General features: G+C 29.8%; 14 protein-coding genes. 2 read left to right on the plus strand and 12 right to left on the minus strand.

The window, feature by feature from the left end; translation table 11 throughout:
- Nucleotides 1-604: 604 nt before the first annotated feature.
- The 8 genes from guaB to rpmJ form a co-directional block, all read right to left on the minus strand.
- Nucleotides 605-2050, minus strand: coding sequence for an IMP dehydrogenase (guaB, locus tag ACTCCZ_RS04475; RefSeq protein ID WP_079577260.1), 1446 nt, complete (start codon nt 2048-2050; stop codon nt 605-607).
- 21 nt (nt 2051-2071) lie between these two features.
- A complete protein-coding gene (gene gatA / locus ACTCCZ_RS04480; protein ID WP_079577259.1) occupies nt 2072-3433 on the minus strand; it encodes an Asp-tRNA(Asn)/Glu-tRNA(Gln) amidotransferase subunit GatA in 1362 nt (453 codons plus the stop codon).
- A 167-nt stretch (nt 3434-3600) separates the two neighbouring features.
- Nucleotides 3601-3954, minus strand: a complete 354-nt coding sequence (rplQ, locus tag ACTCCZ_RS04485; RefSeq protein ID WP_079577258.1) for a 50S ribosomal protein L17 — start codon at nt 3952-3954, stop codon at nt 3601-3603.
- A 15-nt stretch (nt 3955-3969) separates the two neighbouring features.
- The gene (locus tag ACTCCZ_RS04490; RefSeq protein ID WP_079577257.1) at nt 3970-4968 is read right to left on the minus strand and encodes a DNA-directed RNA polymerase subunit alpha; all 999 of its coding nucleotides are present in this window, start codon (nt 4966-4968) and stop codon (nt 3970-3972) included.
- A gap of 15 nt (nt 4969-4983) precedes the next feature.
- Nucleotides 4984-5610, minus strand: a complete 627-nt coding sequence (gene rpsD / locus ACTCCZ_RS04495) for a 30S ribosomal protein S4 (RefSeq protein ID WP_079577256.1) — start codon at nt 5608-5610, stop codon at nt 4984-4986.
- Nucleotides 5611-5620: 10 nt separating this feature from the next.
- On the minus strand, nt 5621-6013 hold the full coding sequence (rpsK, locus tag ACTCCZ_RS04500) for a 30S ribosomal protein S11 (protein WP_079577255.1): 393 nt from the start codon (nt 6011-6013) through the stop codon (nt 5621-5623).
- A 9-nt stretch (nt 6014-6022) separates the two neighbouring features.
- Nucleotides 6023-6391 carry a 30S ribosomal protein S13 gene (rpsM, locus tag ACTCCZ_RS04505; protein ID WP_079577254.1) on the minus strand — a complete coding sequence of 123 codons (369 nt, stop codon included), beginning with the start codon at nt 6389-6391 and terminating at the stop codon, nt 6023-6025.
- Between the two features lie 6 nt (nt 6392-6397).
- Nucleotides 6398-6511 (minus strand): 50S ribosomal protein L36, encoded by a 114-nt coding sequence (gene rpmJ / locus ACTCCZ_RS04510; protein WP_079577253.1) that lies wholly within the window; start codon nt 6509-6511, stop codon nt 6398-6400.
- 313 nt (nt 6512-6824) lie between these two features.
- On the opposite strand from rpmJ, the gene ACTCCZ_RS04515 reads away from it, so the two are divergent.
- Together ACTCCZ_RS04515 and ACTCCZ_RS04520 are read left to right on the plus strand one after the other, a co-directional pair.
- Entirely contained in the window at nt 6825-7187 is a 363-nt protein-coding gene (locus ACTCCZ_RS04515; RefSeq protein WP_079577252.1) for an HIT family protein, read from the plus strand.
- Between the two features lie 54 nt (nt 7188-7241).
- Nucleotides 7242-9299, plus strand: a complete 2058-nt coding sequence (locus ACTCCZ_RS04520; RefSeq protein ID WP_079577251.1) for a BCCT family transporter — start codon at nt 7242-7244, stop codon at nt 9297-9299.
- A 23-nt stretch (nt 9300-9322) separates the two neighbouring features.
- Here the strand turns inward: ACTCCZ_RS04520 and ACTCCZ_RS04525 are convergent, their stop codons facing one another.
- From ACTCCZ_RS04525 to ACTCCZ_RS04540, 4 genes are all read right to left on the minus strand, one after another.
- On the minus strand, nt 9323-10252 hold the full coding sequence (locus ACTCCZ_RS04525) for a DHH family phosphoesterase (RefSeq protein WP_079577250.1): 930 nt from the start codon (nt 10250-10252) through the stop codon (nt 9323-9325).
- Nucleotides 10253-10328: 76 nt separating this feature from the next.
- The gene (locus ACTCCZ_RS04530) at nt 10329-11582 is read right to left on the minus strand and encodes a coiled-coil domain-containing protein (protein WP_079577249.1); all 1254 of its coding nucleotides are present in this window, start codon (nt 11580-11582) and stop codon (nt 10329-10331) included.
- 126 nt (nt 11583-11708) lie between these two features.
- On the minus strand, nt 11709-12776 hold the full coding sequence (gene leuB, locus ACTCCZ_RS04535; RefSeq protein WP_079577248.1) for a 3-isopropylmalate dehydrogenase: 1068 nt from the start codon (nt 12774-12776) through the stop codon (nt 11709-11711).
- A complete protein-coding gene (locus ACTCCZ_RS04540) occupies nt 12763-13275 on the minus strand; it encodes a 3-isopropylmalate dehydratase small subunit (protein WP_079577247.1) in 513 nt (170 codons plus the stop codon). The genes leuB and ACTCCZ_RS04540 overlap by 14 nt, the downstream gene beginning before the upstream one ends.
- Nucleotides 13276-13350 lie beyond the last annotated feature (75 nt).

Here is a 13350-nt window from a genome sequence, read left to right on the forward strand (position 1 = left end):
AAAACTTACATAAAAATATGCTCCCAGCATATTTATTATGCTCAAACAGTTACAAAACTTCTCCGAAACAATAAATAAACACTTGGCTTCTCAAATGCGGGAAAGTAAGATATTGACCTTTGCATTTTTTAGTACCATTTAATATTTTCTCTGCCCATTTAGTTAAATAAATTTCGTCAAAATTTAAGGTGGCAACTCGTATAACCATTCATTAATAATATATTATATATTAATTATCCATAAAATTACTTAATAGTAATACATTTTTAATGTATGATATTGAGTTAAACAAAATTCCGTAAATACGATGATTTTAATAAAATATTACAATATATAATAATTTTATCCTAACTTATATATTTGATATAATTTTTTAAATGATTTAATTGTTAAGATATTGCAATTCGTCTTGGGTTTTTAAAATAATATTATAAAAGTTTTAGAAAAGTCAATGAAATCAAAAAGTGATATTAGAAATATTAGATTTTGAATTTAGTCAAGGCGAAGATTGATTTTTTCTCGGAGTGTACACATAGTACATGAGAATAAAAAATCAATCTTCAACGCAGAATAAGTTTAAAAGATGATGTTTATAACATCACTTTTATACGTGGTAGTTAGGCGCTTCATTTGTAATAGTCACATCATGAACATGAGACTCTTTAAGTCCTGCTGTTGTAATTTCTACAAACTCAGCTTTCTTTTGAAATACAGGAATACTTTCACTTCCTAAATATCCCATAGAAGCTCTTAGTCCACCTACCATTTGGTGAATAATATCTGAGATACTTCCTCTATAAGCAACTCTTCCTTCAATTCCTTCAGGTACAAGTTTATCTGTAGCTGTTCCTTCTTGGAAATATCTATCATTACTTCCTTTAGCCATAGCTCCAATACTTCCCATACCTCTGTATGTTTTGAACTTTCTTCCTTGGAAAAGTACAACTTCACCAGGGCTTTCATCAGTACCAGCTAAAGCACTTCCCATCATACAAGAACTAGCTCCAACTGCTAAAGCTTTTGCTACATCACCTGAATATTTAATTCCACCATCAGCAATAACTGGAACTCCATGTTTAGCACCCTCAGCAGCACACTCATCAATTGCAGAAATTTGTGGTACACCAACACCAGCTACTATTCTAGTTGTACAAATAGAACCAGGTCCAATTCCAACTTTTACAGCATCAGCACCAGCTAAAATCAAATCTCTTGTAGCTTCTGCTGTTGCAACATTTCCTGCAATTATTTCAATATCAAGTTCAGCTTTAATTTGTTTTACTGTTTCTAAAATACCTTTTGAGTGTCCATGAGCAGAATCAAGTACTAAAACATCTACACCAGCAGCACAAAGTGCTTTTGCTCTATCCATTTGCCCTACACCAATTGCAGCACCAACTCTTAATCTTCCAAATTCATCTTTATTTGCATTTGGATATTCTCTTTTTTTATTAATATCTTTAATTGTAATAAGTCCAATTAGTTTATTATTAGCATTAACAATTGGAAGTTTTTCTATTTTATTTGCATGCATAATATCAGCAGCTTCATCAAGTGTAGTACCCTCTTTTGCAGTAATTAAAGGCATTTTTGTCATTTTATCTTTTGCTATTAAAGTAAAATCTTTAGTAAATCTCATATCTCTGTTTGTTAAGATACCTAATAATGTATTATCTTTATCAACAACAGGTACACCTGAGATTTTATATGAAGCCATTATATCTTCTGCATCTTGTAGTGTTTGTTCAGGTCCAATTGTTACAGGATCAATAATCATTCCTGATTCACTTTTTTTAACTTTTTTACATTGTAATGCTTGTGTTTCAACATCCATATTTTTATGTATGATACCTATTCCACCAAGTCTAGCCATTGCAATAGCAGCTCTATATTCTGTAACAGTATCCATAGCAGCACTAACAAATGGGATATTTAAACTAATATTTTTTGTTAGTTTTGTTTCTAAACAAACCTCTTTAGGTAAAACTTCTGATTTTTGTGGTACTAAAAGTACATCTTCAAACGTTAATGCTTTTTTTCTAATTCTCATTTAATATCCCCTTTATAATATTTATTTCTTATAATTTACACATTTTTCTAAAGATAAAGCACCATCAAACATAGTTTGTTCATCATATGCTTTACCTATTAATTGAACACCAACTGGCATTCCACTACTATCTTTATCTACAGGCAATGATATTGCAGGAAGTCCCGCTAAGTTTACAGAGATTGTATATATATCACTTAAATACATATCAAGTGAAGTTTTAAAACTTCCAAACTCTACAGCTGTAGTTGGAGATACTGGAGAAAGTATTAAATCTGCTTCTTTAAAAATTGTTTCATATTCATCTTTTATAAGATGTCTTACCTTTTGAGCTTTGATATAATACGCATCATAGTATCCAGAACTTAAAACAAAAGAACCTAATAAAATTCTTTTTTGTACCTCATGTCCAAAACCTTGAGATTTTGTTTGTGTATACATATCTTTTAGACCTGCATCACCTTTTCTATTTCCATATCTTACACCATCAAATCTACTTAAATTCGCACTAGCTTCCGCAGTTGCTACAATATAGTACGAAGATAGAATCTTTGAAGTATCTACCATATTTTTATAAACAATTGTATGACCAGCCTCTTTTAATGCATCAACTGCTTTATTAAAACCTTTTTTTACTTCATCACTTGCTTGTTCAATAAAGTTTTCAATAACTGCAATTGTAAGTTTTTTATCACTATTTAAACTTTGGCTAACTTTTGGATATTCAATATTTGCAGAAGTTGAATCCATTGGGTCATTTCCAGAAATAATATCATATAATATTGCTGCATCTTCAACATTTTGAGTTATTGGACCACATTGATCTAATGAAGATGAATAAGCAGTAATTCCATATCTTGAAACTCTTCCATAAGTTGGCTTCATACCAACACAACCACAATAAGCAGCAGGTTGTCTAATACTTCCACCTGTGTCAGTACCTAACGCAGCAATTGCAATTCCACCAGCAACAGCAGCAGCAGAACCACCAGAACTTCCCCCTGGAACTTTATTATTATCAATAGGATTTAAAGTTTTTCCATAACATGAAGACTCAGTTGAACTTCCCATAGCAAACTCATCCATATTAGTTCTTCCAAATGGACTTAAATTAGCTTTAATAAGATTATCAATTACAGTTGCATTGTATGGCGATATATAATTTTTTAAAATATTACTAGAGCAAGTAATTTCCCAATCTTTTACATTAATATTATCTTTAATAGCTATAGGTATTCCCTCACCACAAATAGAAATATCACTATTAGTTAATTGTTCTACATAAGCCCCTATGTTACTTTGTTTTATCTTTTCATTTAAATCTTTTCTTAAATCTTTTATTTCCTCACTACTAAGTTGTAGTGCTTCTTTTAGAGTTATCAATTATTGCTCCTAAAATTTGTTTACAAATATAGTATTACGCCACATTATATATAAAAAATGATTAAAATCTAGTAAAGCAAATAGGAGTTGAAAAAATTATTTTTTGAGGAATAAAAAAAAGGGACAGAAGCAAAGCTTCTATCCCTTTTGTGAAAGTTTGTTAATAATTACTTAACAAATGAGATGAATGCCATTTGTGTAGCATCACCTCTTCTAATTCTTGTTTTAACAATTGAAGTATATCCACCATTTCTTGTTTCATACTGTGGAGCTATTTCATTAATTAATTTTTTAGTTGCTTCTTTATCTTGTAATGAAGCGAATACTTGTCTGTGAGTATTTAAGTCTGCATTTTTTGATACAGTAACTAATTTCTCAATATATCTTCTTAATTCTTTTGCTTTTGGAACAGTTGTTTCAACTTTTTCTCTTGTAATTAAAGCAATTGCCATATTTTTTAACAATGCTTTTCTATGAGAAGATGTTCTATTTAGCTTTCTATAACCATGCTTATGTCTCATATTAAACCTTTACTACTATACTTTTAATTGTTCAAGCTTTCTTCTCAAAGCCGACGCAATATTTTCTGGAAGTGTATTATCAATAGGGAAACCTAAGCTTTCTAACTTATCAGAAATTTCATCAAAAGATTTCTTTCCTAGGTTCTTGATATTTTTAACTTCTACTTCACTCATAAGTACTAATTCACCTAAATATTTTAACCCTGCTCTATCTAAAGAGTTAAAACTTCTAGCACTTAAATTCAAATCATCGATTTTTACAATCAAATCTTTTAATTCTACTGGTTCTTCACCAGAATCATTAACTGTTACTTCAGATAAATCAAATACTTTATTGAATACTGACATTTGAGAATACATTACAGATATTGCTTCTTTAAAAGCAGTAATTGGTGTAATTTGACCATTTGTCTGTACTGTAAATACAGCTTTTTCAAAATTTGGATTATCTTCAACTAACATTTTTTCAATATCATAAACAACTTTTTTTACTGGTGTGAAGAATGCATCAATAGGAATGTAATCAGGTCCAACTATATCTCTAATATCTTCAGAAGGCATATAACCAATACCTTTTTGAATAATAATTGAGAAAGTTAAATTACAATCACTATTAATTGTAGCTAGGTGTGCTTCAGGACTAACAACTTCAACATCTGCATTAGTTAAGTCAGCTCCTTTTATCTCTCTTGGTCCATCAAAAGAGTATTCAGCAATAACCTGCTCTTCATCACTATTGATTTTAAACTTAATATTTTTAAGATTAATAATAAAAATAGCTATATCTTCAAGCATACCTCTTAATGAATCAAACTCATGATTAGCACCTTCTATTTTAACTGCAATTGGAGCGTATCCAATTGAGCTACTTAATAGAAGTCTTCTTAAAGGGTGAGCTAAAGTAATTGCAAAACCACTCTCAAATGGATATGCTGATATTTTAGCTTCAGTTTCACTGATAGCTTCTATTTCAACTTCTGTCGGTAAAAACGGTGCGTCTGCAAACTTTTTCATATGCTACCTTACTTATTATTTAGAATATAACTCTACAATTAATCTTTCTTCAACAGGAATAACTACTTCTTCTCTTGTAGGAATTCTTGTAAAAATACCAAATACTTTATCTTTATCTACATCTACCCAGTCAACCATACCAGTTTGGTTTGTTAACTCTAAAGCTCTCACGATTTGTGGGTTAGTTTTAGATTTTTCTCTAATTTCAATTTTTTGTCCAGGTTTTACGATATAAGAAGGAATATCTAATTTTTTTCCATCTACTAAAACATGTCCATGAGTTGTGAATTGTCTAGCATTTGCTCTAGTTGTAGCAAATCCCATTCTATAAACAACATTATCTAATCTTTGCTCAATTAATGTAATAAGGTTTTCCCCTGTATTTCCATCTCTTCTTGCAGCTTCTTTGAAGTATTTTCTAAATTGTTTTTCAGATACTCCATAAAGATATTTAGCTTTTTGCTTTTCTCTTAATTGTAAACCATACTCAGAGATTTTAGTTCTTCTTTGTCCATGTTGTCCTGGAGCGTATGGTCTTTTTTCTAATGCAGACTTTCCATTAAGTCTTCTCTCACCTTTTAATCCAAGGTCTGCATCTAGTCTTCTTTCAATTTTTTCTACTGGTCCTCTATATCTTGCCATTACCTACTCCTTACACTCTTCTTCTCTTAGGAGGTCTACAACCATTGTGTGGTAGTGGTGTAACATCCTTTAACCATGTAACTCTGATACCTTCCATAGAACCAACAGATTTAACTGCAGTATCTCTTCCAGAACCTGGTCCTTGGATTTTGATTCCTACATTTTTAATACCGTGTTCCATAGCTTTTTTCATCGCATCTTCTACTGCTTGTTGAGCAGCAAATGGAGTAGATTTTTTACTACCTTTGAAACCTAGGTTTCCAGAACTTGACCATGCAATAGCATTACCTGCGTTGTCAGTTACTGTTACCATTGTATTATTGAATGTTGCTGCAATGTGAACAATTCCGTCAGCAATATTCTTTTTTACTATTTTTTTTCTAGTTACTTTTCTTTTTGCCATCAGTTATCCTTATTTCGCTGCTGCACCAACAGTTCTCTTTTTACCTTTTCTTGTTCTAGCATTAGTTTTTGTCTTTTGCCCTCTACAAGGTAAACCTTTTCTATGTCTTAAACCTCTATATGAACCTAAATCCATTAATGATTTGATATCCATAGCAACTTTTTTTCTAAGATCACCCTCAACCATGTAGTTTTTTTGGATCTCTTGTCTAATAGCTGCTGCTTCATCTTCTGTTAGCTCGTGAGCTCTTTTGTTGTAATCAATTCCAACAGCGTCTAAGATTAATCTAGAGTTATGTAAACCAATACCGAAAATGTATGTTAAAGCATACTCCATTCTTTTTTTATTTGGTAAATCAACACCTGCAATTCTAGCCATGTCTTTTTATCCTTGTCTTTGTTTGTGTTTTTTGTTATCGCAAATTACTCTTACGATCCCTTTTCTCTTGATAACTTTACATTTATCACACATTTTTTTAACTGAAGCTCTTACTTTCATAAGCTGGTCCTCTTTTTGTGTTATTTACCACTTTTCAACAGGGAAGAATTACACTTGAAAAAAGCATAAAATCTTTTATCAAAAATGTAAGCCAAGCTAAAACAACCTTGATATAAGGAAATTTGCTTTTTTCTGATTCTGCCCAACTCTTTATAAAACACAAATATTTTATAAAAAATTCCTCTTTGGCTGAAAAATGGAATTGGATTATATTTAATGTTTACTTAAAGTATGTTGAATTGTGTATATAAAAAGGTTTTTTAACTTGATTTAGTATATTTTTGATAAAATGATAAAAAAACAAGGATAAAACATGAATTATATTTATGAGAATGATTTAATATATATAGATGTAGAAAAAAGTGAAATACCTTGGCTTAAAATTTTTACTAAAGAGAATTATAAAGAGTTTTGTCATTGTCCTCAAAATGTTAAAAATGAGATTTGGAGTAAACTTGATATTATAGAAAAAGAGATGATTGAGTATTTTAATCCTGAAAAGATAAATATTGCTTCATTTGGAAACTATGTACCTCATGTGCATTTTCATATTATGGCAAGATTTAAACAAGACTCTTATTTTCCTGAACCTATGTGGGGGAAAAAGCAAAGAGAACCAAGCTTAGTTTTGCCCTCATTTGAAGAGTTTTATATGAATTTAAAAAATAAATTATAAACTTAATTTCTATTTTGATATTATTTATATTACAACTTTTAATAAAGGATAAAAATGTTAGAAAAACTTAAAAATTCTAACTCAACAATTTTGGTTCCTGTTTTTATTCCTGCTGTTATAGTAATACTATTATTAGTAGTAGGAACAATAAGCAATCCAAAATTAATGGGAGAAGTTTTCTCTTCAACACTTGAGTATATTACCAATGATTTTGGTTGGTTTTATATGCTTGCAGTGGCACTATTTTTGATATTTATAGTATCAATTGCAATTTCACCTTGGGGACATATAAAATTAGGACCTGATCACTCAGAACCTGAATATAGTTTTTCATCTTGGTTTGCTATGCTTTTTTCAGCTGGATATGGTATTGCATTGTTATTTTTTGGTGTTGCTGAACCTATACTTCATTATGCTGCGCCTCCTTCTGGTGAAGCATTGACAATTGAAGCTGCAAAACAAGCAATGCAAATTGCTTATTTTCACTGGGGATTTCATATTTGGGCTATTTATGGATTAGTTGGTCTAACACTTGCATATTTTGCTTTTAGACATGGTTTACCATTATCAATGAGATCAACACTTTATCCACTAATTGGAGATAAAATTCATGGACCTGCTGGTCATACAGTTGATACCTTTGCTATTTTAGGAACACTATTTGGTATTGCAACGACTTTGGGTTTATCTGTATCACAAATAAATGCAGGGCTAAACTACTTATGGCCTAGTATTGAAGTAAGTACAACTGTACAAGTTACTATTATTGCTTTAATAACAGCACTAGCACTATTTTCTGTACTTGCAGGAATGGATAAAGGTGTAAAAAGATTATCAATAATAAATATATTACTTGCAGTTGCTCTTATGATATTTGTATTTACTGTAGGTCCAACTATTTTTATTTTAAATACTTTCTTGGAAAATACAGGTAGTTATTTAAGTAATATTGTTGAAAGAACTTTTAGTCTTCAAGCATATACTTCAAATGATTGGATTGGAAACTGGACACTATTTATTTTTGGCTGGACTATTGCATGGGCACCTTTTGTTGGACTTTTTATTGCTAAAATTAGTAAGGGTAGAACAATTAGACAATTTGTTGTAGGTGTTATGTTAGTACCTACGATTTTTACATTTCTATGGTTTTCAATATTTGGTGATACTGCACTTCATATGGTAATGGTACAAGGTTATGATTCATTAATTACAGAAGTTCAAAATGATAAAGCAATAGCACTATTTAAACTTTTTGAAAGATTACCTTTTACAGAAGTAATATCTTTTATAACTGTTTTTTTAATTATTACTTTTTTTGTAACTTCATCAGATTCAGGTTCACTAGTAATAGACTCTTTAGCTTCAGGTGGAGCAATTCATACACCTGCATGGCAGCGTTCATTTTGGGTTATATTAGAAGGTGTTGTAGCCTCTGTACTTTTAATAGCAGGTGGTTTAGGAGCTTTACAAACAGCTTCCATTGTAAGTGCCCTGCCCTTTGCTATTATAATGATAATAGCAGGTATTGGTATGTGGAGAGCTTTGATTATTGAAGATCATAGAGAAGATAGTTTACAACACACTGTAAATATGAATTTTCAACATCCAAGTGTAGATAATGACGAATTTTGGAAAGGTAGATTAAAAGAGTTAATTAATTTTCCTAAAAAAGATGTAGTTGAGCATTTTATAAAAAATGATGTTTATAACAGCATGAAAAAAATCAAAAAAGAGTTAAAAGATTCTAATTGGAATTGTGAGATAGAGTATGATGAAGAGTATGTAAGAGCTATCATTTCTATTTACAAAGATGAACATGTTAACTTTAATTATGAAGTTAGATTAAGAGAGTATGATCTACCAGATTTTGCATATTTAACTCTTGATAAAATGGAAGAAGAACAAACTCACTATTATAATGCAGAAGCATTTTTAAAAAGAGGTGGTTTACATTATGATTTATATGGATATGAAGAGCATACTATAATAAATGATATATTAACACAGTTTGAAAAATACCTAAGATTTATTCACACAACACCAGCAACACTTCCGTGGGATATGGAAGAGCATGATGATTTACTAGATAGTGAAAGTGAAACTAATAAATAGACATTTTGTCTATTTATTAAGTTTTAACCATCTATATTAATTTGAGTAATTAACTCATCTAATACTTTATTGGCATTTTCATGCTCAATTTGACAACCACCAGCAGCTTTATGACCTCCGCCATTATACTTAAGCATAAGTTCACCAATATTTGTATTTGATGTTTTATTAATAATTGATTTTCCAGTACTATAAACAACATTTTGTTTATCTTTACCCCAAACAGCATGAATAGAAATATTTGCTTCTGGATACATTGCATATATCATAAATCTATTTCCTGGATATATTATCTCTTCGCCTCTATAATCAACTATTATAAGATTTTTGTGAACTGTTGTACATCTTTTTAGTTGTTCTTTAAACTGTTCCTCATACTTAAAATATAAATCAATTCTCTCTTTTACATCAGATAATGCCAAAATATCATCAATATCATGATCTTTGCAATAATCAATCAAATCCATCATTAGTTGATAGTTTGCAACAGTAAAATCTCTAAATCTCCCAAGACCTGTTCTGCTATCCATTAAAAAACTTAATAACTCCCAACCTTTTGGATTTAATATATCTTCTTTTGTAAAAGATGCACTATCAGCTTTATTGGCTGCATCCATCATTGGTTTAAATTTTGAAGGAAACTTTTCATCTGCACCATAATATCTATATACAACTTCTGCCGCACTTGGTGCATCTGCATCAATAATATGATTATCTTTTTTCTCATTTCTAAGTGTTTCACTAAAATGATGATCAAATGCTAAATACACACCATCAACATAAGGTAAATTTGTTGTAATATCACTTGATGTAATTTCTATCTTGCCATCTTGCATATCTTTTGGATGAACAAAAGTAATTTCATCAATGATTCCTAAGTACTTTAGTAGTGTTCCACAAACAAGACCATCCATATCGCTTCTAGTTACAAGTCTATACTTTTTATCAGACATAATTTTCCTATATAAAAATATTTTTATAAATTTTAACATAAAAAAAATAAATTTGAACTATTGGTATAAATATCAATTAAAATAAGACATCTTCTTCTTTTTGTTTTGAACTTTTATTTATTTTTTCTGTTTTAAATTGTAAATATGAAGTAATCACTTTATGAAAACTTACATTTTTTGTAAAATCTTCTTTTGCAGTGATTTTATTTATTATAGTCTCCATTGATTCAATATTTTTTACTATTAGTTCTTCTTCTAATTCTGCATAAGTACTTAATAAAGAATCAAATGCAAAGTGATAGTGATATGCAAGTTTTCCCTTATCATTTAAAAGTTTTTTAATAAAAACCCATCTATCAAAAATAATAGACCAAGCTTTTTTCTGCTCTGTTGTTACACATAGCTGATTTATTATTTTTTTCCATCTATACAGTGCAAAGTATGCTTGATGACTTGACCATAACTCTCTTATCCACCAATCTTCATATTTTGGAAATCCTGGAAATCTTTTTTCAATTGCTTTTTCTATTTTAATATTTTTTGTTTTTAAAAGTTTGTTACTTAAAGTTTTCATTGTTGATTGAATATCAAGGAGTTCTTGTTTTTTTGTATTTTTATCTGTTTGTTTAGCTTGTAAAAGTTCTTCTTGTTCTTTATAAGATTCTTCAATTTTTTTTATTTGTTCATTTTTTTCTTCTTCTAAATCTTTTTGTTTTTGAGAAGCTTTTTCATTGATACTTTTTATATGATCTTGTATATTTGATTTTAAAACATAAAAATGAAGTACAACAAGAGGAATTAAAAAATCTATTGTTTGAAACTCTTGTAAGTTTTCATCTTCAATTTGTTCTTTAATAGCTTTAAACTCACTTTTGATATCTTCTAATTTAGCATGAAACTCATCTAAATCAGAAAGATTTAACTCCAAAGATTTCTCAGCCATTTCAAGTAACTCTTTATCTTCAAACTGAATGCCCTCAGGTAATTCATCTAAAATTCTTAAAACTTCTAGTTTTTTATCACTACTTTCTTCTTTATTTAGTTTTATTCTAGAAGGTTGCGCATCAAAATATTTTTTTCTCTCTGCTAAAATCACAAGTTGCTCTTTTTCTCTTAAAGCTTCTCCTTCAATTGATTGAAGTTGTTCTAACATTTTTTTATATTTTTCTACAAGTTGTGTTGCTAATTCAAGTGAATTTTCAGCCGAGGCTAAACCCATACGAGAGAGTCTATATACACCAGTTTCATGATTTTTAATCTGTTTTTCTTGTAAAGCAATTTTTGTTTCATTATCTTTAATGAGTTCTTCTAAAGCAATAATACTTTCCATTTTTAATTACCTTTTAAAGATTTTATCTAAATTTATATCAAAAGAATAAATTATTTGAACAAAAAATCAAAAAATCTGAAATTAAATATTTATAAAAGAGTTTTTTTATAAATAAGAGAAAGTCTCTTATTTATTTATATTATTTGCTATAATATCACCCATTTCTGCTGTTGTAACAATCTCTTTTGCATCATATGCTGCTAAATCTTTTGTTCTATAACCATCTTTAAGTGCTTTTTTAATAGCTGAATCAATTTTATTTGCTGCTTCATCTTCACCTAAAGAGTATCTAAGCATCATTCCAGCACTTTCAATTGTAGCAATAGGGTTTGCAATTCCTTGTCCAGCAATATCAGGTGCACTACCATGAATTGGCTCATAAACTGCTGTTTTATCACCAGTACTAGCACTTGGCAATAATCCAATTGAACCAACTACCATTGAAGCTGTATCTGATAATATATCTCCAAAAATATTTCCTGTTACAATAACATCAAACTGCTTTGGATTTCTAACAAGTTGCATAGCTGCATTATCTACATACATATGAGATAATTCAACTTCTGGATAATCTTTTGATAACTCTTCCATTGTGTCTCTCCATAATTGAGAAACTTCAAGAACATTTGCTTTATCAACAGAACAAACTCTTTTATCTCTTTTCATTGCAAGCTCAAAAGCTTTTTTACCAATTCTTTCAATTTCAGGTTTTGTATAAACCATAGTATTAAATGCTTTAAAACCATCATTTTCTCTTGGTTGTCCAAAATATATTCCACCAATAAGCTCACGCACAACCATAATATCAACACCTTCAATAACTTCAGGCTTAAGTGTTGAAGCATTTACTAATTCATCATAAATAAGTGCAGGTCGTAAATTTGCATATACACCCATAGCTTCTCTAAACTTTAAAAGTCCAGTTTCAGGTCTAAGTTCTCTTGGAAGTGTATCCCATTTTTCTCCACCAATTGAACCAAATAAACAAGCATCAGAGTTTAAAACACCTTGTACCGTTTCATCAGGAAGTGGAACACCTGTCATATCAATAGCAATTCCACCCATTAAATACTCTTTATACTCTAAAGAAAATCCACAAGAGTAAGAAACAGCATCTAGTACTTTAATTGCCTCATCAACAATCTCAGGACCAATTCCATCACCTTTAATAATTGAAATATTATAGTTTTTCATTATTTTCCTTCTTTATTTCTTCTTTTGCATAGTTTATTAGTCCACCAACTGAAATTAACTCTTGCATAAACTCAGGGATAGGAATAAATTCATATGATTTATTAGTTGTGTTATTAATAATTTTTCCATTATCAAGATCAATAGAAATTTCATCATTCTCTTTTATTTCTAAAGCTTCTGGTAGTTCAAAAATTGGTAATCCCATATTAAAAGCATTTCTATAAAAAATTCTAGCAAATGATGGGGCTACCACAGCAGCAACTCCAGCAGCTTTTAAGGCAATTGGAGCATGTTCTCTACTAGAACCACAACCAAAATTTTCACCAGCAACAATAATATCACCTTTTTGTAGCTTCTTAGGAAAATCTGGATCTGCGTCTTCCATTACATATTTTGCCAAATGTTCAGGTTCTGAACTATTTAAATATCTAGCAGCAATAATAATATCAGTATCTATATTTGCTCCAAAATTCCATACTTTTCCAGTAATTACATTCATATTCTGTCCTTAAGTTTTAGTATTTCTCCATACAATTTTTATCTTATATAATTTTAAATGAAGACGCATTTTATC

The organism is Malaciobacter sp. (genome assembly GCF_055140965.1).

What these genes read in the sequence shown, in the direction of transcription:
- ACTCCZ_RS04525 (WP_079577250.1), bottom strand. Translation starts at nt 10,252, where the DNA reads ATGTCTGATAAAAAGTATAGACTTGTAACTAGAAGCGATATGGATGGT.
- rplQ (WP_079577258.1), bottom strand. Translation starts at nt 3,954, where the DNA reads ATGAGACATAAGCATGGTTATAGAAAGCTAAATAGAACATCTTCTCAT.
- ACTCCZ_RS04530 (WP_079577249.1), bottom strand. Translation starts at nt 11,582, where the DNA reads ATGGAAAGTATTATTGCTTTAGAAGAACTCATTAAAGATAATGAAACA.
- rpsK (WP_079577255.1), bottom strand. Translation starts at nt 6,013, where the DNA reads ATGGCAAAAAGAAAAGTAACTAGAAAAAAAATAGTAAAAAAGAATATT.
- rpmJ (WP_079577253.1), bottom strand. Translation starts at nt 6,511, where the DNA reads ATGAAAGTAAGAGCTTCAGTTAAAAAAATGTGTGATAAATGTAAAGTT.
- ACTCCZ_RS04515 (WP_079577252.1), top strand. Translation starts at nt 6,825, where the DNA reads ATGAATTATATTTATGAGAATGATTTAATATATATAGATGTAGAAAAA.
- ACTCCZ_RS04540 (WP_079577247.1), bottom strand. Translation starts at nt 13,275, where the DNA reads ATGAATGTAATTACTGGAAAAGTATGGAATTTTGGAGCAAATATAGAT.
- ACTCCZ_RS04490 (WP_079577257.1), bottom strand. Translation starts at nt 4,968, where the DNA reads ATGAAAAAGTTTGCAGACGCACCGTTTTTACCGACAGAAGTTGAAATA.
- rpsD (WP_079577256.1), bottom strand. Translation starts at nt 5,610, where the DNA reads ATGGCAAGATATAGAGGACCAGTAGAAAAAATTGAAAGAAGACTAGAT.
- ACTCCZ_RS04520 (WP_079577251.1), top strand. Translation starts at nt 7,242, where the DNA reads ATGTTAGAAAAACTTAAAAATTCTAACTCAACAATTTTGGTTCCTGTT.
- rpsM (WP_079577254.1), bottom strand. Translation starts at nt 6,391, where the DNA reads ATGGCTAGAATTGCAGGTGTTGATTTACCAAATAAAAAAAGAATGGAG.
- guaB (WP_079577260.1), bottom strand. Translation starts at nt 2,050, where the DNA reads ATGAGAATTAGAAAAAAAGCATTAACGTTTGAAGATGTACTTTTAGTA.
- leuB (WP_079577248.1), bottom strand. Translation starts at nt 12,776, where the DNA reads ATGAAAAACTATAATATTTCAATTATTAAAGGTGATGGAATTGGTCCT.